The sequence below is a fragment of the Rubellimicrobium thermophilum DSM 16684 genome (assembly GCF_000442315.1).
GTDB lineage: Bacteria > Pseudomonadota > Alphaproteobacteria > Rhodobacterales > Rhodobacteraceae > Rubellimicrobium > Rubellimicrobium thermophilum.
The window spans coordinates 82067-103969 of record NZ_KE557322.1; the positions used below are offsets into that span (position 1 = coordinate 82067).

Annotated in this window: 20 protein-coding genes, 1 tRNA gene and 4 pseudogenes; 8 read left to right on the plus strand and 17 right to left on the minus strand. The window is 72.1% G+C overall.

Annotated features, from left to right (window positions below; genetic code table 11):
- Window positions 1-1299 (minus strand): annotated as a pseudogene (gene glpD / locus RUTHE_RS09990) (glycerol-3-phosphate dehydrogenase); the annotation flags it as partial.
- 197 nt (window positions 1300-1496) lie between these two features.
- On the opposite strand from glpD, the gene RUTHE_RS09995 reads away from it, so the two are divergent.
- Entirely contained in the window at window positions 1497-2282 is a 786-nt protein-coding gene (locus RUTHE_RS09995; protein ID WP_021098278.1) for a DeoR/GlpR family DNA-binding transcription regulator, read from the plus strand.
- Window positions 2283-2294: 12 nt separating this feature from the next.
- Here RUTHE_RS09995 and ureG read toward each other — a convergent pair whose 3' ends face one another.
- The 13 genes and pseudogenes from ureG to RUTHE_RS10050 all read right to left on the minus strand — a co-directional run bounded on the left by ureG (window position 2295) and on the right by RUTHE_RS10050 (window position 11980).
- On the minus strand, window positions 2295-2912 hold the full coding sequence (gene ureG / locus RUTHE_RS10000) for an urease accessory protein UreG (protein WP_021098279.1): 618 nt from the start codon (window positions 2910-2912) through the stop codon (window positions 2295-2297).
- A 27-nt stretch (window positions 2913-2939) separates the two neighbouring features.
- Complete coding sequence (locus tag RUTHE_RS10005) at window positions 2940-3581, minus strand: urease accessory protein UreF (RefSeq protein ID WP_021098280.1); 642 nt, start codon at window positions 3579-3581, stop codon at window positions 2940-2942.
- Window positions 3560-3910, minus strand: coding sequence for an urease accessory protein UreE C-terminal domain-containing protein (locus RUTHE_RS10010; RefSeq protein WP_021098281.1), 351 nt, complete (start codon window positions 3908-3910; stop codon window positions 3560-3562). Before RUTHE_RS10010 ends, RUTHE_RS10005 begins: the two co-directional genes overlap by 22 nt.
- Window positions 3911-3915: 5 nt before the next feature.
- Window positions 3916-4119, minus strand: coding sequence for a hypothetical protein (locus tag RUTHE_RS18315; protein WP_021098282.1), 204 nt, complete (start codon window positions 4117-4119; stop codon window positions 3916-3918).
- 20 nt (window positions 4120-4139) lie between these two features.
- Window positions 4140-5848, minus strand: a pseudogene (ureC, locus tag RUTHE_RS10015) (urease subunit alpha).
- A 133-nt stretch (window positions 5849-5981) separates the two neighbouring features.
- Window positions 5982-6287 (minus strand): urease subunit beta, encoded by a 306-nt coding sequence (locus tag RUTHE_RS10020; RefSeq protein WP_021098284.1) that lies wholly within the window; start codon window positions 6285-6287, stop codon window positions 5982-5984.
- Between the two features lie 18 nt (window positions 6288-6305).
- Window positions 6306-6608, minus strand: coding sequence for an urease subunit gamma (locus RUTHE_RS10025; protein ID WP_021098285.1), 303 nt, complete (start codon window positions 6606-6608; stop codon window positions 6306-6308).
- A gap of 6 nt (window positions 6609-6614) precedes the next feature.
- The gene (locus RUTHE_RS10030; RefSeq protein ID WP_021098286.1) at window positions 6615-7490 is read right to left on the minus strand and encodes an urease accessory protein UreD; all 876 of its coding nucleotides are present in this window, start codon (window positions 7488-7490) and stop codon (window positions 6615-6617) included.
- A gap of 405 nt (window positions 7491-7895) precedes the next feature.
- Window positions 7896-7971: transfer RNA gene (locus RUTHE_RS10035), tRNA-Thr, on the minus strand.
- A 42-nt stretch (window positions 7972-8013) separates the two neighbouring features.
- Window positions 8014-8778, minus strand: a complete 765-nt coding sequence (locus RUTHE_RS17595) for a tetratricopeptide repeat protein (RefSeq protein ID WP_245542221.1) — start codon at window positions 8776-8778, stop codon at window positions 8014-8016.
- 388 nt (window positions 8779-9166) lie between these two features.
- Window positions 9167-9535 (minus strand): annotated as a pseudogene (locus tag RUTHE_RS17600) (heme biosynthesis HemY N-terminal domain-containing protein); the annotation flags it as partial.
- Window positions 9536-9574: 39 nt separating this feature from the next.
- Window positions 9575-10894 carry a COG4223 family protein gene (locus tag RUTHE_RS15510; RefSeq protein ID WP_021098288.1) on the minus strand — a complete coding sequence of 440 codons (1320 nt, stop codon included), beginning with the start codon at window positions 10892-10894 and terminating at the stop codon, window positions 9575-9577.
- 522 nt (window positions 10895-11416) lie between these two features.
- Window positions 11417-11980, minus strand: a complete 564-nt coding sequence (locus RUTHE_RS10050) for a uroporphyrinogen-III synthase (RefSeq protein ID WP_021098289.1) — start codon at window positions 11978-11980, stop codon at window positions 11417-11419.
- 208 nt (window positions 11981-12188) lie between these two features.
- Between RUTHE_RS10050 and tsaD the strand changes: the two genes are divergently transcribed.
- Genes tsaD through RUTHE_RS10065 form a run of 3 tightly spaced genes read left to right on the plus strand, consistent with a single transcriptional unit; the run spans window position 12189 to window position 14682 of the window.
- Window positions 12189-13274 (plus strand): tRNA (adenosine(37)-N6)-threonylcarbamoyltransferase complex transferase subunit TsaD, encoded by a 1086-nt coding sequence (gene tsaD / locus RUTHE_RS10055; RefSeq protein ID WP_021098290.1) that lies wholly within the window; start codon window positions 12189-12191, stop codon window positions 13272-13274.
- Entirely contained in the window at window positions 13271-14245 is a 975-nt protein-coding gene (locus RUTHE_RS10060) for an NAD(P)H-dependent glycerol-3-phosphate dehydrogenase (RefSeq protein ID WP_021098291.1), read from the plus strand. Before tsaD ends, RUTHE_RS10060 begins: the two co-directional genes overlap by 4 nt.
- An 11-nt stretch (window positions 14246-14256) precedes the next feature.
- Window positions 14257-14682, plus strand: coding sequence for an EVE domain-containing protein (locus RUTHE_RS10065; protein ID WP_021098292.1), 426 nt, complete (start codon window positions 14257-14259; stop codon window positions 14680-14682).
- A 59-nt stretch (window positions 14683-14741) separates the two neighbouring features.
- Here RUTHE_RS10065 and ahcY read toward each other — a convergent pair whose 3' ends face one another.
- Window positions 14742-16145 carry an adenosylhomocysteinase gene (gene ahcY, locus RUTHE_RS10070; protein ID WP_021098293.1) on the minus strand — a complete coding sequence of 468 codons (1404 nt, stop codon included), beginning with the start codon at window positions 16143-16145 and terminating at the stop codon, window positions 14742-14744.
- A 148-nt stretch (window positions 16146-16293) separates the two neighbouring features.
- Here ahcY and RUTHE_RS10075 point away from each other — a divergent pair, with 148 nt between their 5' ends.
- Entirely contained in the window at window positions 16294-16893 is a 600-nt protein-coding gene (locus tag RUTHE_RS10075; RefSeq protein ID WP_021098294.1) for an HD domain-containing protein, read from the plus strand.
- Window positions 16894-16942: 49 nt separating this feature from the next.
- On the opposite strand, the gene RUTHE_RS10080 is transcribed toward RUTHE_RS10075, so the two are convergent.
- Window positions 16943-17500, minus strand: coding sequence for an ActR/PrrA/RegA family redox response regulator transcription factor (locus RUTHE_RS10080; RefSeq protein WP_021098295.1), 558 nt, complete (start codon window positions 17498-17500; stop codon window positions 16943-16945).
- 84 nt (window positions 17501-17584) lie between these two features.
- Entirely contained in the window at window positions 17585-18208 is a 624-nt protein-coding gene (locus tag RUTHE_RS10085; protein WP_021098296.1) for an SCO family protein, read from the minus strand.
- A 117-nt stretch (window positions 18209-18325) separates the two neighbouring features.
- On the opposite strand from RUTHE_RS10085, the gene RUTHE_RS10090 reads away from it, so the two are divergent.
- The 3 genes and pseudogenes from RUTHE_RS10090 to RUTHE_RS17605 all read left to right on the plus strand — a co-directional run bounded on the left by RUTHE_RS10090 (window position 18326) and on the right by RUTHE_RS17605 (window position 21707).
- On the plus strand, window positions 18326-19741 hold the full coding sequence (locus tag RUTHE_RS10090; protein ID WP_021098297.1) for an ActS/PrrB/RegB family redox-sensitive histidine kinase: 1416 nt from the start codon (window positions 18326-18328) through the stop codon (window positions 19739-19741).
- A 740-nt stretch (window positions 19742-20481) separates the two neighbouring features.
- Window positions 20482-20889 (plus strand): annotated as a pseudogene (locus RUTHE_RS18630) (hypothetical protein); the annotation flags it as partial.
- Between the two features lie 236 nt (window positions 20890-21125).
- Window positions 21126-21707 carry a PAS domain-containing protein gene (locus RUTHE_RS17605; RefSeq protein WP_021098298.1) on the plus strand — a complete coding sequence of 194 codons (582 nt, stop codon included), beginning with the start codon at window positions 21126-21128 and terminating at the stop codon, window positions 21705-21707.
- Window positions 21708-21903 lie beyond the last annotated feature (196 nt).

Genomic DNA, 21903 nt, shown 5'->3' on the forward strand with positions numbered 1-21903 from the left:
CCAGGAAGGGATGATCGGCGCGCAGCCGCTCCATGAGGGCGGGGGCCCCGTCCACCGGGAAATCCCCCCCCGGCAGGGGCGCCCGGGCGGTCCAGGATGGGCCCCGCACGCCCAGCACCGGGCGATCCGCTCCATCGCCGCCTCGGCCAGGCGGCGATGTGTCGTGATCTTGCCGCCGATGACATGCAGCACCGGAGCCCCCGGCGCCGTCTCCAGCCGCAGCGCATAATCGCGCGAGGCCGCCGCCGCAGACCCCGTGCCCGGGTCATGCAGCGCCCGCAGCCCCGAAAAGCTGTGCACGATCTCGCCTTCGGTCACGGGACGGGCGAAATAGTCCGACACGAAGGCCAGCAGATAGGCCCGTTCCTCCGGGGTGCAGACCGGGGGCGTGTCGGGATCCGGATGATCGACATCGGTGGTCCCGATCAGGGTGAAATCCTGCTCGTAGGGAATGGCAAAGACGATGCGCCCGTCGCGCCCCTGCAGGAAATAGGCGCGGTCATGATCATGCAGGCGGCGCGTGACGACATGCGACCCCCGCACGAGGCGGACCGTCTCCTCCGCGGGCAGGCCGAGGCGGTGGCCGATCTGCCCGGCCCAGGGACCGGCGGCATTGACCAGAAGCCGCGCCTGCAGCGCCTGTCCGCCGGCCTGCACCGTCCAGAGCCCCTGGTCCGCCCGCGCCTCCGTCACCCGGCAGCGGGTCAGGATCCGCGCCCCTCGCGCCGCCGCATCCCGCGCCAGCAGCACGACAAGACGCGAATCATCCACCCAGCAGTCCGAATATTCGAAGGCACGGGTGAAGCGGGATTGGAGCGGCTGTCCGGCCGCATCCCGGCGCAGATCGAGGCTGCGCGTGGGGGGCAGGATCTCGCGCCCCCCCAGCCCGTCATAGAGGGCCAGTCCCAGCCGGATCAGCCAGGCCGGCCGGCGCCCCCTGGCCCAGGGCATCGCCAGCCCCAGCAGGCGGGAGACGGGGGTCGAGGCCTCGAAGCGCATCTGGGGATGAAGGGGCAGGACAAAGCGCAGCGGCCAGGCGATATGCGGCATCATCCGCAGCAGCACTTCCCGTTCGGCCAGGGCCTCTCGCACGAGGCGCAGCTCGAGATATTCGAGATAGCGCAGCCCCCCATGAAACAGCTTGGTCGAGGCCGAGGACGTCCCCTGACCGAGATCGCCCGCCTCGCACAGCGCGACGCGCAGACCGCGGCCCGCCGCATCGCGGGCAATGGCACAGCCATTCACCCCCCCGCCGATCACCAGGAGATCGAAGGGCCCGCCGCCGTCCTGCTGCGCCATATCCGCCTTCTCCCCGCCTCTTCGGCCCGCCAGGCCCGCCAGACATTACCCATTGCTGCGCGATCTGTAAAGATTTCTGTTCGTTTCTGTTCGTTTCGGGTGGGCGCTTTCGCGATCGGCGCGCGGTTGCGCGCCTCCTCGCGCAGGGGGCGGCAAACTGCTAGCAAGAGCCATCCCCCCGACGCGATCGCCCACCCATGTCCCAGACCCTGCGCCAGCCCGAGATCCTCGACCTTCTGCGCCGCGACGGACGCGTCACGGTCGAGGGGCTGGCGCAGCATTTCGGGGTCACGCTCCAGACGATCCGGCGCGATCTGGCCGATCTGGCCGAGGCCGGGCAGATCGAGCGGGTCCATGGCGGGGCGGTGCTGCCCTCGCGCATCGCGAATATCGGCTATGAGGAGCGCCGCCGGCTGCACGGGGCCGCCAAGGCGGCGATCGGCCAGGCCTGCGCCGCGCTGGTGCCGCAGGACTGCTCGCTCTTTCTGGCCATCGGCACCACGACCGAGGCCGTCGCCCGCGCCCTGCGCGGCCACCGCAACCTTCTGGTGGTGACCAACAATGTCCATGTGGCCCAGATCCTGCTCGGCAACCGCGACTGCACGGTGATCCTGTCGGGCGGGGCGATCCGGCGCGCGGACAGCGGGCTTGTCGGCCCCCTGACGGTGCAGACGATCCGGCAGTTCAAGTTTGACATCGCCATTCTCGGCTGTTCGGCCCTGGACGAGGAGGGCGACCTGCTCGATTTCGACATCGAGGAGGTGGGCGTGAACCGGGCTGTCATCGAGCAGGCGCGGCGGACGATCCTCGTGGCCGATCATTCCAAGTTCCAGCGCAGCGCGCCGGCGCGCATCGCCTCGCTGCGCGACATCGGGACCTTCGTCACCGACCGCCCCCTGGCGCCGGCCCTTGCCGCCCGCTGCCGCGACTGGGGAACCGGGGTCGTCGTCACCGGTCCTGCGGCCGAGACCCCAGAGGTCTGAAGGCCGGCCGCCTCAGACCGGAAGCCCCCCCAGACGGGCAAGTGTTTCGACGATGGCCTCCACGCCTTCGCCCCGCCGCAGCGCGGCGAAGATCACCGGCCGTTCGCCCCGCATGCGGGCGGCATCACGGGCCAGCACCTCGAGGCTGACCCCGACATGGGGGGCCAGATCGGTCTTGTTGATCACGAGGAGATCGGAACGGGTGATGGCCGGGCCGCCCTTGCGGGGGATGTCCTCGCCGGCGGCCGTATCGATGACATAGACGGTCAGATCGGCCAGTTCCGGCGAGAAGGTGGCCGACAGGTTGTCCCCCCCCGATTCGATCAGGATGAGATCGAGATCGGGATGACGGCGGTTGAGCTCGGCCACCGCGGCGAGGTTGATCGAGGCATCCTCGCGGATGGCGGTATGCGGACAGCCGCCCGTCTCCACCCCGATCACCCGGTCCGCAGGCAGGATCTGCATCCGCATCAGGGCCTCGGCATCTTCCCGGGTGTAGATGTCGTTGGTGATGACCGCGACGCTCAGCCGGTCCCGAAGACTGCGGGCCAGGGCGGCGGTGAGCGTCGTCTTGCCGGCGCCGACGGGGCCGCCGATACCGATCCGCAGGGGGCCGTGGGGGCTGGTCATCACAGGGTCTCCCGGAACAGGGCAGGATCAGGAACGGAAGATCCGCGGAAAGCAGGTCTCGTGCTGCAGCGCGGCGATGTCGATGCCCAAGGCACAGCCGCCGAGATCCTCGACGGACAGGGTCCGGGTCTCTTCGGCGATGCGGATGCAGAGCGGGATCAGGCGGCGCAGGACGGCCTGCCCGGCGGTCTGGCCCAGCGGCATGAGCCGCAGCGCCGCCTGCACCTGCCCCGAGGCCAGGTTCAGCAGATGGAGCCGCACCGCCGGCCCCGGCGGCAGACCGGCCAGCGCCACCGCCCGGCCCACCGCCACCGGCAGGGGCAGATCGGGCAGATCGAATCCCCAGGACCCCCGCAGCGCGGCAGCAAAGGCGGCCCCCTGTTCGCGGATCTCGGCCAGCCGTTCGGCCGACGGGGCGAGCGCCAGCGCCAGCTCGGCCAGGGCGGCCAGAGCGGGCCCCTCGGCCCGGGCGGCCTCGGTCAGCAGGATCGCATCGCTGCGCCCCGCCCCGCGAAGCAGCAGCGTCCCGATCCAGGACTCGAGCCCCGCGGCATCGGCCACGGCGCCGGTGGCCACCGCGGTCTCGAGCCCATGCGACCAGGCGAAGCCCCCCGTCGGAAAGGCAGGCGAGAGCCACTGGGCGAGCGTCAGATGCGCCTCAGCCTCCATGCCCCCTGTCCTGCGCCGCCCTGCCCGGGATGGCCGGCCCCGGCGTCATGGTCGCCGTGGCCGTCATGCCCGTCATGGTCGTCATGACGATGATGGTGGCCCATCGTCCGGCCGTGACCATAGGCCCCCCCCTCGGGCTGGAAGGGGGCGGTCACCTCGCGCAGCTCGGCCCCAAGCTGCCGCAGCATCCCCGCCAGGACATGATCATGCGGCACCAGCAGGCGCCCCGCCTCGATCCGGCAGGGGGCGTGGCGGTTGCCGATATGCCATGCCAGCCGCGCCAGATCGGGGCCGCGGACCTCCAGCAGGGCCTCGGGGGCGGCTTCCACCGCGATCAGCCGCCCATCCTCGAGCAGGAAGGCATCCCCCGGCCCGACATCGGTGGTCGCAGGCAGATCGACCAGGAATCCCTCCCCCCGGTGGTGACAAGGCGGCGGCGGCGCAGCAGACGCTCCTCATGGCGCAGCACCACATGGCCATGCGGCTCCCCCCCCAGGGGAGCGCGCCGGACGGATCGGGCGGGGGGAAGATCGGGCATGGCCGGCCTGCCTCAGAACATCAGAAAAGGAAGTAGCGCTGCGCCATCGGCAGGACGGCGGCCGGTTCGCAGGTCAGCAGCGCGCCATCGGCGCGCACTTCATAGGTTTCGGGATCGACCTCCATCCGTGGCAGGGCATCATTGAGCCGCATGTCCCGCTTGCCGATTCCGCGGGTGTTGCGCACCGCGACCGTCTCTTTGGCCAAGCCGAACCGGCGGCCGACATCCGCCGCCTGCGCGGCCGCGCTGACGAAGAGGACGGCCCCCCGTTGACACTGCGCCCGAAGGCCCCCCACATCGGCCGGGACCAGACCGGCTGGGGCGTCGGGATCGAGGCATTGGGATCGCCCATCTGGGCACAGGCGATGCTGCCGCCGATCAGCACCATCTCCGGCTTCACGCCGAAGAAGGCCGGATGCCAGAGCACGAGATCGGCGCGCTTGCCCGCCTCGACCGATCCGGTCTCATGCGCGATGCCATGCGCGATGGCGGGGTTGATCGTGTATTTGGCGACATAGCGGCGCGCGCGCAGATTGTCGTTCGCGCCCTGCTCCTCCGGCAGGCGCCCGCGCTGGCGCTTCATCTTGTGCGCGCTCTGCCATGTGCGGATGATGACCTCGCCCACGCGCCCCATCGCCTGACTGTCCGATCCGATGATCGAGAAGGCGCCCATGTCATGGAGGATATCCTCGGCGGCGATGGTCTCGCGCCGGATGCGGCTTTCGGCAAAGGCGACATCCTCGGGCACGCGGCGGTCGAGATGGTGGCAGACCATCAGCATGTCGAGATGTTCATCCACCGTGTTGACGGTGAAGGGGCGCGTCGGATTGGTCGAGGCGGGCAGCACATGCGGCTCGCCGCAGATGCGGATGATGTCGGGGGCATGGCCGCCGCCGGCCCCCTCGGTATGAAAGGCGTGAATGGTGCGCCCGCCGATGGCGCGGATCGTATCCTCGACAAAGCCGCTCTCGTTCAGCGTGTCGGTGTGGATCATCACCTGCACATCCATCGCATCGGCCACGCGCAGGCAGCAGTCGATGGCGGCGGGCGTCGTGCCCCAGTCCTCGTGCAGCTTCAGGCAGGCCGCCCCGGCCAGGACCTGCTCCTCCAGGGCGGCCGGGCGCGAGGCATTGCCCTTGCCCGCGAACATCAGGTTGACCGGAAAGGCGTCGGCAGCCTGAAGCATCCGCCCGATATGCCACGGCCCCGGCGTGCAGGTGGTGGCCAGCGTGCCATGCGCGGGGCCGGTGCCGCCGCCGATCAGGGTCGTGATGCCCGAATGCAGCGCATCCTCGATCTGCTGGGGACAGATGAAATGGATGTGGCTGTCGATGCCCCCGGCGGTCAGGATGCGGCCCTCGCCCGCGATGGCCTCGGTCCCCGGCCCGACGACGATGGTCACGCCGGGCTGGATATCGGGGTTGCCGGCCTTGCCGATCCCCGCGATCCGGCCGTCGCGCAGGCCCACATCGGCCTTGTAGATGCCGGTGTGGTCCAGGATCAGGGCATTGGTGATGACCGTGTCCACCGCCCCTTCGGCGCGCGACCGCTGGCTTTGCCCCATGCCGTCGCGGATGACCTTGCCGCCGCCGAACTTCACCTCCTCGCCATAGAGGGTCAGGTCGCGCTCCACCTCGATCCACAGATCGGTATCGGCAAGCCGGATCCGGTCCCCGGTCGTGGGGCCATACATGGCGGCATAGTCGCGGCGCGAAATCGTGACGGGCATGACGATGGTCCTGTCGATCCGGGTGGGAGCTTCGGCCTCGGCCGGGGAGGGCGCCAGCCCCCGGCGCGCCCGCGAGGGGGCATCCGGGGCCCGGCCCGGACCGATCTGCACGGAAAACGGGCAGATGGCGCCGTCAGAGCCTGCCCATGATGCAGCCGTTGAATCCCCAGATCTCCCGCGCCCCGCCGACGGGAATCAGCCGGACCTCGCGCCGCTGGCCGGGCTCGAAGCGCACCGCCGTGCCGGCGGGGATGTCGAGCCGCCGGCCCCGCGCCGCCCCCGATCGAAATCCAGCGCCGCATTCGCCTCGGCGAAATGATAGTGGGAGCCGACCTGCACCGGCCTGTCGCCGCGGTTGGCCGACCATGAGCGTGATGGCCTCGCGCCCGGCATTGAGTTCGATATTGCCCTCGGCGACCCGGATCTCTCCCGGAATCATGGACAGCATCCCTCCCTGTCAGCGGATCGGCTGGTGCACGGTGACAAGCTTGGTGCCGTCCGGAAAGGTCGCCTCGACCTGCACCTCCGGGATCATCTCGGCCACCCCCTCCATCACCATCTCGCGCGTCAGGACCCGGGCCCCCGTCTCCATCAGCTCGGCGACCGAGCGGCCGTCGCGGGCCCCTTCCATGACCGCATCGGCGATCAGCGCGATGGCCTCGGGGTGATTGAGCCGCAGGCCGCGGGCCAGCCGCCGCCGCGCGACCTCGGCCGCCATGGCGATCAGGAGCTTGTCCTTTTCGCGGGGGGTCAGTTGCATGAATCCTCACAATCTCCAGACCTTGGGCAGGGCCCGGTTTCCCAGAAGCTCCAGCGCGGGGATGAGACTCCGCCGCAGCGCGAATCCGTCCTCGGCCAGGAGGCGGGCGAAGAGCAGCCCCTCCCGCAGGAGGCTGGCCCCGGCCCGTCCGGGCAGAAGGCGCCGCAGCGGATCGAGCCGCGCCTCGGCCTCCGGCGCGACAAGCAGGAGGCTGGCCCAGGCGCCCGCATCCCCCAGCATCGCCGCTGCCCCGGCCGCCGGCCAATCCTCCTCCCCGATCCGCAGACGGTCGGCGAAGACAAGATGCCCTTCGCGGATCACCTCCCAGCGGTCGCGGAACCAGGCGCGGCGGACCCTCTCGCCCATCGCCCGGCGCCCGAGGATCACCGGTTCGGCCAGCAGCGCCCGCGCCCCGGAGCCCAGATCGAGCCGCAGACGCCGGTGGATCGCGCCGCCGTCGTAGAGGATCGTCTCCTGCGGCAGCCAGTCGAGACGCCCGCCGCTCTCCACCTGAAGATCCACGGTCATCTCCGCCGGCCCCGAAACCGTGCGATAGATCCGCTCGGCGGCCTGGGTCGAGACGCGAAGCCAGCTTCCCGCGCCCGCAGACAGGTGCAGATCCAGCCTGTCGCCCCCCGTCAGCCCCCCGGCGGTGTTGAGCAGGACCGCCTCGAGAGGGTCCTCGCCATCGCCATGCGGCCAGAGGAGCTTGAGCGATCCTTCCTGACGGAAGCGAGCCAGCCGCGAGGACCCGTCCCGGCGGATCGCCCGCGCCGCCGCTGCGCCGCGCGTCCGGGGCAGGGACGCAGGGACATCCGGCGCCGCACCGGCCTCGGGCAGGGGGGCGCTCCGGTCGGACCCGGACAGGCCGAAGCGGGGCATCCCGATCCGGCCTGCCGGGGCGGGGGGCCATGGCAACGGCCGGGCGGTCACGGTGCCGGACAGGCGCCGCGCCGCGCCCTCTGCCCGCCCGTCGGGATCCGATACCGCCTCGCCAAGGGTCCGCCCCGTCTTGCCTCATGCGGAATGGACAGGCCGGAAGGCGGAAGGAAAAGGCATGGCGGCGCCGGATCGGGCCATTGCGCGGCCTGTCTGCCCGCAAAACAGGCAGATCCGGCCAAAGTGTCCGCCGATTGGGCGATTTCTGTCCGGGGGACGGCGCCTCCGCGTCTCGGGCGGAATGCGGGGCCCGGGGGAAGACGGGAGCGATTCGCCGCGGCCTCTGGCCGGACCGCTGCCGCCAGCCGCAGCGGGATGCGGCCCTCAGTTGGGCGATACGGGGAGATCTGGTGCCGCAGAAGGGACTCGAACCCCCGACCCCATCATTACGAATGACGTGCTCTACCAGCTGAGCTACTGCGGCGCCGGGCGGCTCTTAGCATTGCCCGGCGGCGGGGAAAGGGGGTCAGCGAAGCGGTTCGACATCGGGTCGCGGCGGTTCGATCGCGTCGCGGACAGCGGAAGGGGGGCCTTCGCTGTCGGGCCGCACGGGCGGCACCTCCGGCATGGCCGCGGCGGCGCCGTGCCCCCGGTCCGGCGCGGCGGGGGGGCGTGCCTCGCCCACAAGCAGCGGCAGGAGTTCGACACCGCCCGGCAGCTTTGCCTCGGCCGGCGGGGTCTTCCAGCTCAGCGTGTCGAAGGCATGGCAGCTCTCGCAGACCGGGACCCAGTCCTGATGGATGCGTCCGCAATTGTCGCAGACCCATTGCGGCCCGCGGGGGGCGGCCAGCGCACGGGTCAGCCAGCCGCGCACCGCGGCTTCGTCCTCGCCCATGCCGCGCGCGATCGCCGCCATCAGCGTCAGGTTGCGGCCGGTGGGTTCGCGCTCGGGCAGATCGCCCAGCGCGCGCCGCGCCTCGGCAAAGTCGCCGGCGGCGATCAGCAGCTCGGCTTTCAGCATGCGCGTCTCGGGATGGTCGGGACGCAGATCGGTCAGCGCCCGGAACCGGGCCAGCCGTTCGGACGGGCTTTCGGAGGGGGCGATCTCGGCAAAGGCGGCGGCCAGATCGGGATGGGGCTGCGCCTCCCAGGCCTTGCGCAGCACACGCGCGGCATGGCGGGCCTGGCCCTGGGCGATATAGCCGCGCGCGGCCATGACGGCGGCAGGGGACGAGATCGGGCGAAAGCCGGTTCGCCTCGATGGCGGCCTCGCGCGCTTCGATGCTGGCATCGTCCCGGGCCACATCGGCGGCCTGCGACAGGGCCAGGATGGCATCGCGCCGCCGGTGGACATCCCGGGGCAGGCCGCCCGTCCGGCGCTGCGCGGCCAGAGTGCGGCGTGCCCCCGCCCAGTCATGGGATTCGGCCTGCAGGCGCAGCAACAGATCCTGCACCTCGCGGTGGCGCGGATCGACCTCGAAGGCCTTTTCGGCCAGACGCAGCGCGGTCACGTCGTCGCCTTCGGCCATCTTGTGGCGCAGAAGGCCGAGCAACCCGGCCAGGCGCGTCCGGTCATGGCGGGCCAGCAGCGCCCATTCCTCGGCCGCGCGGGGGCGGTCGCCGGCCGCCTCGGCCGCCTGGGCGATCATCAGATGCACCAGTTCCGGTTCGTCGAGATGGCGGCGGGCCGCCTCGGCCCGGCGGAGCGCCCCCGCCCCGTCGCCGGTGACCAGCAGCAGGGCCGCCTCGGTCAGCGCCTCCATCCCCTTGCGCTGCCGGTTGCGCCTGAAATGCCGCGACAGGGCCGTCTCGTCGCCGTTGAGAAAGCGCAGGATCGCCCCCAGGACGCCCAGGAGCTTCAGCAGCAGCCACAAGGCGACCAGCAGGATCAGGAGCGCCAGGCCAAGCTGGATCGGGCTCAGCGTCACCTCCCAGCCGCCGATCGCGATCACCGCCCCGCCGGCCTGCTCCATGAGCCAGGCCCCGCCCAGCGTCACGGCTGCCACAAGGGCCACGAAGAGGAGGATCTTGAGAAGGGACCAGAGCATCGCGGGCCTTTCGGGGACTGGACGGCAGGGAGGTCGGGGTCAGGGGACGGCCGCGCGCAGATCGGCCAGGGCGGCATCGGCGGCCGCCCGGGCTTCGGCACGGTCCAGCCAGTCCGCCATCGCGGTGCGGGCCATCCCGGGAAGGGTTTCGAGTTCCGCCAGCGCCCCGGTGAGGTTGCCTTCCGCCAGAGCGGCTTCGGCGCGCGAGAGGACGGCATCGGGGTCGTCTCCGGCGCGGGGGGTCGTCGAACGCAGCGCAAGCCAGCGGCTCAGCAGGCCGCCCAGCCCCCCGCCCTCGGCCGCTCCGGCCTCGCGGGCCGCAGCCAGCGCCGCACGCGCCGCATCGGGAAAGGACTGACGCAGCGCGGCAAGGGTCGGGGCGCCTTCCTCTCCCAGCGCCTCCAGCGCTCCGGGCACCGGCGTTCCGGCCGCGGACAGCGCCTCAAGCGCCGGGGCAAAGGGCTGCCCCGTCTCGAGCGCCGCGGCGATCTCGGCCAGGGCGGCGCGGCGGGCGGCTTCGGCCTCGGCCGCGGCGACCCGCGCCTCGGCCTCCTCGACCCGCCCGGCGGAAGCCTGCGCCTCCTGCGCCAGGGCCCGGGCCTGTTCGGCCATGGCCAAGGCCTCGGCGGCGGCCTGCTCCCCAGCCTGTTGCGCTGCGGCAAGGCCGCTTTCGATCTGCTCGCCAAGATCGGCCTGTGCCGCCTCGAGCGCATCAAGGCGCGCGCCGAGGGCCGTCAGCTCCTCGCGCAGCGCCGCAACCTCGCTGTCAGGGGGCGCCTCTGTCCGGGGGCCGGTCCCGAGGGCCTCACCGGCATCGGGGCGGGCTTCGAGGGCGGCGATCCGTTCCTCGAGGGTGGCCATGCGCGCCGCCATTCCTGCCAGGCTCTCCTCGAGAGCCCCCGCGGCAGGGGCCTCGGCGGCTTCGGCGGATGCGGACAGGGCCTCGACCCGCTCCCCAAGAGCGTCAATCCGCCCTTCGGCCTCTGTCAGCGCAGCCGAGAGGGGTTCGATCGCCGCGGCGATGTCCGGTGCCGGCCGAGCCTCGAGAGCGGTGAGCCGGGCCTCGATCCCTTCCGGCAGGGGCAGGGCAAGGCGCCCGCTGTCGAGCGCCCACCATCCCCCGCCCAGCGCCAGGGCCGAGACCAGAAGCCCGCCCAGCAGTCCGGCACCGAATCCCCCGCGCGCCCGCCGCGCGGAGGGCATCGCCGCCCCCGCCCCCGCGCCCGGCGCCGCGCCCGCCGCGGGGGGCATCAGGCCCGCCGACGCCCGATCCGGCTCCTTCTCCGGCCGGCTCTCCTCCACCCCGAGGACCGGCAGCCGGCCGGCCCCGTCCGCCTCGCCGTGCGGAGTTCCGGGCATCGCCCCGGGGGCGCCGGCCAATGGAGCCGATGGATCGGGGGCCCGAGTCTCATCGGGATCCGTCTCGGGGGCGCGGCCGGAGCAGCCGTCCCATCGGGGACGGCGGGGGCCTCTTGCGTCGAACTGCCCGCCCCGGCGCCGCTGTCCGCGGTCCCGCCACCGGGGGCGTCGCCGGTCCCCTCACGGACTGCATCCGGAGCTTCGCCGGCTTCGTCACGGGCCTTTTCGCGGTCCTCATCCCGGGGGCCGGCAGCAACCGCATCGGTTGCCGCAGCGTCCCCGGTCCGGATCCCGGTGTCCGCCTGCGGCAGCCCCCCCTCCTCCGGAGAAGGAGGATGTTCCGGCATTCCGCCCTCCGATCGGGAACCCGCCTTGCGCGTCATTCCGCGGTCCTCTTCCTGGCCAGAGCCGCTGCGGCCCCATCTGATATCCGATACCTAGTCCGGCCGCTCCGACCCCTCAAGCGCCGCTCCTCCGGCCTGCTCCAGCCGCCGCAGCGTCGCTTCGGCCATCGCCGCTCCATCAGGGTGGTCCGCGATGCCGATCGTCTGCGCCCCGAGCCTGTCCGCCTGCCGCGCGACGGCGGGGCTGATCGCCACGACATGCAGGGGGGGCCTGCAAGGGAACCGCCCCGCCCCAGCCGGCCACAAGCGCCGCGCTGCGCGGCGAAAAGAGCGGCAGCACCACGGGGCGGGTCCCGCCCAGCGCCTCCCGTGCGGCCGCATTCGGCGGCAGCGCCCGCTGGCGATAGGCGACGGCCTCGCGGATCTCGAGGCCGCCTTCGCGCAACCGCGCGGCCAGCGGCACAGCCACCTGCTCGCCCCGCAGCTGCAGCAGGGGGCCGGCGGGCCGTTCGGCGAGGAGGCGGGCGATCAGCCCCTCGGCATCCGGTCCCGCCTCGATGGCCCGCAGCCCCGCCGCCCTTGCCGCGGCTGCCGTGCGCGGCCCCACGCACCAGGCATCCAGCCCCGCAAGCCCCAGCGCCCCGGCCCGCGCCGCCCCGTTCTCCGAGGTCAGCACGAGGGCCTTCGGGGGGGCGGCCAGTTCCACGGGCAGCGGCTCGATGGCCAGCACGGGCGAGATCACGGCCTCGATCCGCTGCCGGGCCCGCGCCTCGATCTGCGCCAGGAAGCGGCGGCTTGCAGGATCCGGTCGCGTCAGGAGGAGGGATGGGGGGCCGATGATCCCGTGCCGGAGGGAGAGGAGGGGCGCCCCGAGCCCGTGGCCTGCTGGACGGGGCGCGGGGGCGATGCTAGGCCGCGCCTGACCGAAACCGCAAGGCCCGCTGTCCTCCGTGGCTCACCGCTCCCTGACCCTGCTCGGCCTCGAATCGAGCTGCGACGACAGTGCCGCTGCCGTGGTGCAGGACGGAACGGGGGGGCCGCGCATCCTGTCCTCGATCCTGCAAGGGCAGACGGGCCTTCATGCGGCCTATGGCGGTGTCGTGCCCGAGATCGCCGCCCGCGCCCATGCCGAACGGCTCGATCTGTGCATCGAGACCGCCCTGGCCGAAGCCGGCCTGACATGGGCGGATCTCGACGGGATCGCCGTGACCGCCGGGCCCGGCCTCATCGGCGGGCTGCTGGCCGGGGTCATGACGGCGCGAGGGCTTGCCGCGGCGACGGGACTGCCCCTCTGGGGGGTCAATCATCTGGCCGCTCATGCGCTCACGCCGCGGCTCACCGACGGGCTCGACTTTCCCTATCTGATGCTCCTCGTCTCGGGCGGGCATGCCCAGTTCCTGGCCGTGGAGGGGCCCGAATCCTTCCGCCGTCTCGGGGGCACCCTCGATGACGCCCCCGGCGAGGCCTTCGACAAGGTCGCCCGGCTTCTTGGCCTGCCCCAGCCGGGCGGCCCCGCCGTCGAGGCCGCCGCCACAGGCGGCGACCCCGGACGCTTTGCCCTGCCGCGCCCGCTGCTGGACCGCGAAGGCTGCGATCTGTCCTTCTCGGGCCTCAAGACCGCCGTGCTGCGCCTGCGCGACCGGCTGGTGGCCGAACAGGGCGGGCTGCGGGAAAGCGACCGGCGCGATCTCTGCGCCGCCTTCGAGGACGCGGTGGCCACGATCCTGAGCGAGAAGGCCCGCCGTGCGGTGGCGCTCCTTCCCGGCGCCACGGCGCTTGCGGTCGCGGGGGGGGTGGCAGCCAACCGCCGGGTGCGGGCCGGGCTTCAGGCAGCCGCCGCCGAGGCCGGCCTGCGCTTCGTCGCGCCCCCCCTGGCGCTGTGCACGGACAATGCCGCCATGGTCGCCTGGGCGGGCATCGAACGGGCCCGTGCCGGCATCGCGCCGGGCAGCGACCTCATCGCCCGACCCCGCTGGCCGCTCGATGCCCACGCCGCGCCGATTCTGGGCGGCGGACGCAAGGGGGCCAAGGCATGACGCGGATCGCGGTGGCGGGGGCCGGGGCCTTCGGCACGGCGCTGGCTGTGGCCCTCTCGGGATCGCCGCCGGAGGACTGCCGTGTGACACTCTGGGGGCGCGACAGGGCCGGGATGGCACGCCTCGCCGCCACGCGCGAGACGGCGCGCCTGCCGGGCCTGCGACTGCCCCCCGCCCTGACCGTCACGGCCGATCCCGAGGCGCTGGCGGCCGATGTGGTGCTGCTGGCCGTTCCGGCCCAGGCCCTGCGCGGCTTTCTGGCCGAACATCGCGCGCATCTGGCGCAGGCCATGCCCGTCGCCTGCTGCAAGGGGATCGACCTCACCACCCTCGAAGGCCCCACCCGACTGATGGCCGCGGCCCTGCCCAGGAGCCGCCCCGCGATCCTCACCGGTCCCGCCTTTGCCGCCGACATCGCCCGCGGCCTGCCGACGGCCCTCGTCCTCGCCTGTGCCGACGAGACCCTGGGCACAGGCCTGCAGAGGCTTCTGTCCACGCCTGTGCTCCGGCTCTATCGCACGGCGGATGTCGTGGGGGCGGAACTGGGCGGCGCACTCAAGAATGTCATCGCCATTGCCTGCGGGGCCTGCATCGGCGGGGGCCTGGGCGAATCGGCCCGGGCCGCGCTGCTGACCCGCGGCTTTGCCGAGATGCGCCGCCTTGCGATCGCCCTCGGGGCGGAGGAGACGACGCTGATGGGGCTGTCAGGCCTCGGAGACCTCGTGCTGACCGCAACCTCGGAAGGCTCGCGCAACTATCGTCTCGGCCTCGCGCTCGGACGGGGAGAGGGTTTTGATCCGGGGGTGACGGTCGAGGGCGCGGCAACTGCCCGCGCGGCGCTGGCGCTGGGCGGGCGGCTCGGGATCGCGATGCCGGTGACGGCGGCGGTGGCCGGCCTGGTCGAGGGACGCCTCACCCTGCCCGAGGCCCTGCGCGTGCTGCTCGACCGCCCGTTGCGGGCAGAGATCTGAAGGAGGATGGCATGGCCTGGTGGCTCTTCAAGTCGGAACCCGATGCCTTCAGCTGGGACGATCAGGTGGCGCTGGGAGAGGCCGGCGGCGCCTGGACCGGCGTGCGCAACTATGCGGCCCGCAACAACATGCGCGCGATGCAGGTCGGAGAGCGGGGATTCTTCTACCATTCGGTGAAGAATCCCGCCGTCGTCGGCATTGTCGAGGTGATCGCCCCCTCCCATCCCGATCCCACGGCCGAGGGCGATGACCGATGGGACTGTGTCGATGTCCGGGCCGTCCGGCCCCTGGCCCGTCCCGTACCGCTGGCGGAGATCCGGGCCGATCCCGCCTTGGCGCAGATGGTGCTGGTGCGCCATTCGCGCCTCTCGGTGCAGCCGGTGACCCGCGCCGAATGGGAGCGCATCTGCGCGCTGGGCGGAACGGATCCCGACTGAGGCCCCGGCCCCTGCCCTGCGGCCCGCAGCCCGGGGCCCGGGGCCGGCCGCCCCTGCGCTCAGTAGCGGTAGTGCTCGGGCTTGAAGGGCCCTTCGGGAGAGACGCCGATATAGTCGGCCTGTTTCTGGTCGAGCACCGTGAGCTTGGCCCCGATCCGCTCCAGATGGAGCCGCGCCACCTTCTCGTCGAGCAGCTTGGGCAGGATATAGACGCCGGGCGCATAGGCGCCGGGCTTCGTCCACAGCTCGATCTGGGCAAGAACCTGGTTGGTGAAGCTGGCCGACATGACGAAGGAGGGATGGCCCGTGGCATTGCCGAGATTGAGAAGGCGCCCCTCGGACAGGAGGATGATGCGGTTGCCCGAGGGCATCTCGATCATGTCCACCTGATCCTTGATGCGCGTCCATTTGTGGTTGCGCAGGGCGGCCACCTGGATCTCGTTGTCGAAATGGCCGATGTTGCCGACGATGGCCATGTCCTTCATCCGCCGCATGTGCTCGATGCGGATCACGTCGCGGTTGCCGGTGGTGGTGATGAAGATGTCGGCGGTTTCCACCTCGTCCTCGAGCAGCGTGACCTCGTAGCCGTCCATCGCCGCCTGCAGCGCGCAGATCGGATCGATCTCGGTCACCTTGACCCGTGCCCCGGCCCCGCGCAGGCTCGCGGCCGAACCCTTGCCGACATCGCCATAGCCGCAGACCACCGCCACCTTGCCGGCGATCATCGTGTCGGTGGCGCGGCGGATGCCGTCCACGAGCGATTCGCGGCAGCCATATTTGTTGTCGAACTTGGACTTGGTGACGCTGTCATTGACGTTGATTGCCGGGAAGGGCAGCAGGCCTCTGCGGTGCAGGTCGTAGAGGCGCTTGACGCCCGTGGTCGTCTCCTCGGTGACGCCGCGGATGGCATCGCGCTGGCGCGTGAACCAGCCGGGGGTGGCGGCCATGCGCCGGCGGATCTGGTTGAAGAGGCAGACTTCCTCCTCGGAGGTCGGCACGGCGATCAGATCGGTCTCGCCGGCTTCGACGCGCGCGCCCAGAAGGATGTAGAGCGTGGCATCCCCCCCGTCGTCGAGGATCATGTTGGCCGTCCCTTCGGGAAAGTCGAAGATGCGGTCGGTATAGGCCCAGTATTCCTCCAGCGTCTCGCCCTTGACGGCGAAGACGGGGACGCCGGCCTCGGCCATGGCGGCGGCGGCATGGTCCTGGGTGGAAAAGATGTTGCAGGAGGCCCAGCGGACCTCGGCACCCAGATGCCGCAGGGTCTCGATCAGCACCGCGGTCTGGATCGTCATGTGCAGCGATCCGGCGATGCGCGCGCCCTTCAGGGGCCTGCTGTCTCCGTATTCGCGGCGCAGCGCCATCAGACCCGGCATCTCGGTCTCGGCAATGGCGATCTCGCGACGGCCGAAGGCCGCAAGCGAAAGATCCTTCACGATGTGATCGGGGGCATCGAGCGGCATGGGAGGGGATCCTGTATGGGACGAGGCAGGTCTGCGGGGCGCTTAGCATCCCCGCTCCCGCCCGTCCACCGCGCGCCTCCGGATCCGTCTTGAGGCCCGTGCTCCTGCACGGCAGGATCCCCGTCCGGGCCGGCAGGGGAGGACGGGGATGGCAACGCGCGCCTGGCAGCGGATGCTTTCGGGACGCAGGCTGGACCTGCTCGATCCCTCGCCGCTCGACGTGGAGGTGGAGGACATCGCCCATGGCCTGGCCTTCGTGGCCCGCTGGAACGGGCAGACACGGGGCGACTGGCCCTATTCGGTGGCGGAGCATGCGTTGCTGGTCGAGGCGATCTTCGGCCGGCTGGGCCTGCCCGGCGCGCCCGAGCCGGGGCCGCGCTGGCGTCTGGCCGCCTTGCTGCATGATGCGCCCGAATATGTCATCGGCGACATGATCTCGCCGGTGAAGGCGCAGCTCGGCCCGGCCTATGCGGCGCTCGATGCCCGCCTGGCGGCGGCGGTGCATCTGCGCTTCGGCCTGCCGGCCGTCCTGCCTGCGGCCGTCAAGCGGGCGATCAAGCGGGCCGACCGCGTCTCGGCCTGGCTCGAGGCAACGCGCATTGCGGGGTTCTCGATCCCCGAGGCCGATCGTCTCTTCGGCCGCCCGCCCGACGGGCTGCTCGAGGGGCTGACCCTCTGTCTGCGGCCGCCGGCGGAATCGCGGGCCGCCTTCCTCGCGCGGCATGCGGCGCTTCTGGCCCAGGCCTGAGGGCCGCGGCAGCCGCCCGACGGGCGGGATGTTTCACGTGAAACACCCCTTAGCGGGGCGAACGCTTGGCCAGGATGCGCTGGAGCGTGCGGCGATGCATGCCCAGCCGCCGGGCCGTCTCGGACACATTGCGATCGCACATCTCGAACACGCGCTGGATGTGCTCCCAGCGGACGCGATCGGCGGACATGGGGTTTTCGGGCGGCTCGGGCAGCTCTCCCTCCTCGGCCAGAAGGGCGCGCGTGATGTCCTCCGCATCGGCCGGTTTGGCCAGATAGTCGATCGCGCCGATCTTGACGGCGGCCACGGCGGTGGCAATGGCCCCGTATCCGGTCAGGACGATCACCCGCGCCTCGGGCCGCCGCTCATGCAGCTGCTCGACGACCTCGAGCCCGTTGCCGTCGCCCAGCCGCAGATCGACGACGGCATAGGCCGGCGGGCGCGTTGCGATCGCCTCTCGCGCGGCGGCAACCGATCCGGCGGTTTCCACCACGAAACCGCGCCGCTCCATGGCGCGGGCGAGCCGCTTCAGGAAGGGTTCGTCATCATCCACGAGCAGAAGCGAAGGATCCGGCCCGATCGCCGACTCCGCTGCTTTCTGCTCCATCCGACTGTCCTTTCCGGTTCCTGTCTACGGCAAGAATAGAAGCAGAAGATGCCCCGTCAACGGATCCCGTCCCGGGCGCGTGCCTCAGGCCCCGGCGGCTTCGAGGAAACATTCCATGCGGTCGGCCACCGCTTCGGGCGCCTCCTCGCGCGAGACGAAGTCCACGAAGCCATGGCCGGGCAGCACGAGATAGCTGAAGGTCGAATGATCCACGAGATAGAATCCGTCCTCGGCCGGCTGCGCCTGCGCATAGACCCGCCAGGCGCGCATCGCGGCCTCGATCTGTTCGCGGCTGCCTGACAGGCCCACGGCATTGTCGGCGAAATTGAGCGCCCATTCGCCCGCGATCGGGGGCGTGTCGCGTTCGGGATCGACGGTGATGAAGACGGGCCGCACCTCATGACCCCGTTCGGCCAGAAGGCGCGCTGCCTCGCCATTGCGCATCATGTCGAGCGGGCAGACATCGGGGCAGAAGGTATAGCCGAAATAGAGGATCGCCGGGCGGTCGAAGACCTCGGCATCGGTCACCGTTCGCCCCTCTCCGTCCACCAGGGCAAAGGGTCCGCCGATATCGCCGCCGGCGACCTGCCCGTTCCGACAGGCGGCGAATGCGTCCCCGCCGCGCCACAGGGGGGCCAGGGCGATGGCCCCGAGGCCCCCGGCAGCGACGGCCAGCGCGACGACAAGGACAAGGGTGCTGCGACGCATGTCGGTCCTTTCCTGATGCGGATGCAGAATGACGGATGCGGACGGGCCGGGATTGGCCGGCGGGGTCCTTCTTGACAATGCGGCCAGCCGCCGCAAGCCCTCGTTTCAGGAGGCCCCATGACCGATCCGCCCAGCCCTCCCCGGACAGATGCCGCCACAGACCCTGCCACCGCCCCGCTGCTGCCGGAGCGGCGGCCGGACTGGGTCGCGCTGCGCACCCTGACGGGGGCGCGCTGGGGTGGCGATCCGCCGGCCAGGTCGGCGGCCGTTGCGGTGGCGGCGGGGCCGCTCGGTGTAGCGGTGCCGCTGGGCCCTGTCTCGCTCGTCATCGGCGCCTCGATCCTCGTCAATCTCGTCGCCGGCGTAACGATGCCCCGCAGCCGCCGCCTGTCCGAGCGCGAGGCGGCCGCCCTGCTGACCTTCGACATCCTCCAGCTCGGCCTGCTGCTGGCGCTGACGGGGGGCCTGGCCAATCCCTTTGCGGTGCTGATCCTGGCCCCCGCCACCATCGCGGCCAGCGTGCTCGGCCCCCGGACGGCCCTGGCGCTGGGGGGGGTGACGCTCGCGCTGATCCCGGCGATCGGCCTGTGGCATCTGCCGCTGACCGCAGCCGAAGGGCCCCTGGCCCCGCCCGCCCTGTTGCAGTGGGGCTTCGCGCTGGCCCTGGCCACGGGTGTGGTGTTCCTCGGCCTTTATGTGCGCAGCGTGACGGGCGAGCAGACGGCCATGGCCGACGCCCTGACCGCCACGCAGATGGCGCTGGCCCGGGCGCAGCGGCTTTCGGATCTCGATGGCATGGTGGCGGCGGCGGCGCATGAGATGGGCACGCCGCTGGCCACCATCACCCTCGTCACCTCGGAGATGATCGCCGCTCTCGAAGAGAAAGACGACATGCCCGATCGCGCGGCGCTGCTCGAGGATGCGCGGCTCCTGCGCGAACAGGCCGACCGCTGCCGCGACATCCTGCGCACCATGGGCCGCGAGGGGCGACGCGACCCCTATCTGGACCGCGCGCCCCTCTCGGCGGTGGTAGACGAAGCCGCCGCGCCCCATCGCGGCCGCGGCAAGAGGATCGTCGTGCTGACCCCCGAAGCCGCCGAAGGCCGCCAGCCCGATCTGCCGCGCCGCCCCGAGATCGTCCACGGCCTGCGCAACCTCGTGCAGAATGCCGTGGACTTCGCCAGCGAACGGGTGGAGATCCGGCTCGACTGGGGAGGCGGGCGCATCGCCGTGCGCATCCTGGACGATGGGCCCGGCTTTCCGCCCTCGCTGATCGGCCGTCTGGGCGATCCCTTCGTGACAGGGCGCGCCGGCGTGGCCGAACAGGGCGGCGATCCCGCCCGCCTTCGTCAGGGCTATGAGGGGATGGGCCTCGGCCTCTTCATCGCCAAGACCCTGCTCGAACGCACGGGGGCGCGGATCGCTTTCGCCAACGGGCCGCAGGGGGGGGCGGTGGCCTCGGTCGTCTGGCCAGCCGAGGCCCTGACGCAGCCTGTGGCTGAAAATCCATACATGAAATCCTCTCAAGGTTGAATTAACGAAGATTTAACCATTTGCGCCGATCCTCGCCGTACCGGGCAGGCCACGGCACCGCCTGCGTCCCGGGGCCGGAACAGCGGGGGACGGGGATGACAGCTCTGATGGACAGCATGGCCGCGGGGCTCTTCGCGCTGGTCGGTGGGCTTTTGATCGCGCTGGTGCTGGCCCGGCTCGGCCCGGCGCGGATGGGCGGGATGGCCCCACTGGGCAGCCTGGCCGCGGAAGAGGCCGTGTTTCTCTTCAACGGCGCCGAACTGATCGATGCCACGGCCGCGGCGCGGCAGCTCCTGCGCGGGGCGGGAACATCCCTGAAGACCGTGGCCGGGTCGGATCGGGGCGCGAAGTCGCCGGCAGGTTCCACGGACGAACCGTCGGCAGCCGCCGGGCCCGGTGGGGGCGGCGACCGGGAACGGGTGGTCGCCCTGCTCGGTCGCCGGTTCGGCCCCGATCTGACGCGGCGTCTGGCCGGCCTGGCGCCGGAGGGGCGCCTGCTGCTCACCGCGCCGGATGGGTCCACCCTGCTGGCCGAAGCCGAGGCCCCGCTGCTGCGGCTGAGTCTTCGGCCCGGGCCCGATGGAGGAACGTCACTGGACCGCCTCGCCCTCGAGGTGCTGCAGGAGGAACTCGATCTGCTGCGCGGCCTGGCCGGGGAATCGCCCCAGCCGGCCTGGGCGCTCGATGCGGGCGGAACGGTGATCTGGGCCAATCGGGCCTATCTGGCCCTGTCGGACCTGATGCAGGACGGCGCGCCGGCCCCACCGGCCGCCGAGCCCGAAACGCCGGAGGCCGAGGCCTCTCCTCCGCCCGGCGCCTTCTGGCCGACCGTGCCGCTCTTCGGGCCGCCCCCCGCGCTGACCGGCAACGAACCCGTCACGCGCCGTCTGTCGCTCTCTCCCCCCGGCTCGCGCGAGCCCTTGTGGTATGAGGTCACGAGCGTCCGGCACGGGAGCGGGAGCCTGCATTTCGCTGCCGACGCCACCGGAGCCGTGCGGGCCGAGACAGCCCGCCACGACCTCGTGCGGGCGCTGGGCAAGACCTTCGCCCATCTGTCCACGGGTCTGGCCGTCTTCGACCGCAGCCGGCGGCTCGTGCTCTTCAACCCCGCCTTCGTCGAGATGACGGGCCTGCCCCCGCCCTTCCTCGCCGCCCGCCCGCGCGTGCAGACCGTGCTCGACCGGCTGCGCGATGCCCGGCCTTCCTGCCCGAGCCGCGCCATTATGCAAGCTGGCGGGACCAGCTCGCCGCGCTCGAGGCCGAGGCCCGGCGCGACCGCTATTGCGAGACCTGGTCGCTCCCCGGCGAGCGGACCTGGCGCGTCACGGGGCGCCCTCATCCCGATGGCGCGCTGGTCTTCCTGTTCGAGGACATCAGCGAGGAGATGGGCCTGGCGCGGCGCTTCCGGGCCGAGATCGACTGCCTGCGCGCGGTGCTCGATGCCATGGGCGAGGCGGTGGCCGTGTTCGGTCCCTCGGGCGCGCTGTGCCTGGCCAATGCGGCCTATCGGCAGCTCTGGGGCGGGGCCGGGGACAGCGGACCGGCAGCAGGCAGCCGCGACAGCCTGGCCGAGCGCGATATCGGCGAGGAGGCCGCGCGATGGGAGGCGGCCTGTGTCCCCTCGCCGGTCTGGGCCGAGCTGCGCGAGGGGCGGGCCATGCGAAGCTGGAAGGCCGGGATCCTGCTGCGGGACGGGCGCTCCGTGAGCGCCTCGACCGAACGGCTGCCGGGGGGGATGACGCTCGCCCGATTCCGGGAGGAGGCGCCCCCCGGAGCCCCGCTGAAGGCCAGCAGGGCGACCCGGCCCACCCTGTCCTCCGGCAACTCCCCGGCTGTCCTGGCACTGGGCGAGGAGGCGGCCTGCTGGACGCCGGCGGAGAGCCGGACAAGCCGCGGCCCCCGGCGGCGTCCGGGCCGCCGCCGCTCTGCCCGGACCGGGCAGACGGCTCCGCAGGAGACCGTCTAGGGCGGTTGGTCGGCTGTTCCGCGGTCGCTCTCCCGGTCGCTTCCCCGGCCGACTTCCTCCGGCGGGACCGGACGGCACAGGGCGAGGACGAGGAAAAGCGGACAGCACGGGGTCGGCCTGCTCCGGCCTCTGGTCCTCGGCGCCGGGGGGGCCTAGTCTCGCCTCATGGTCTTGACGGATCCGATCGCCCTTCCGC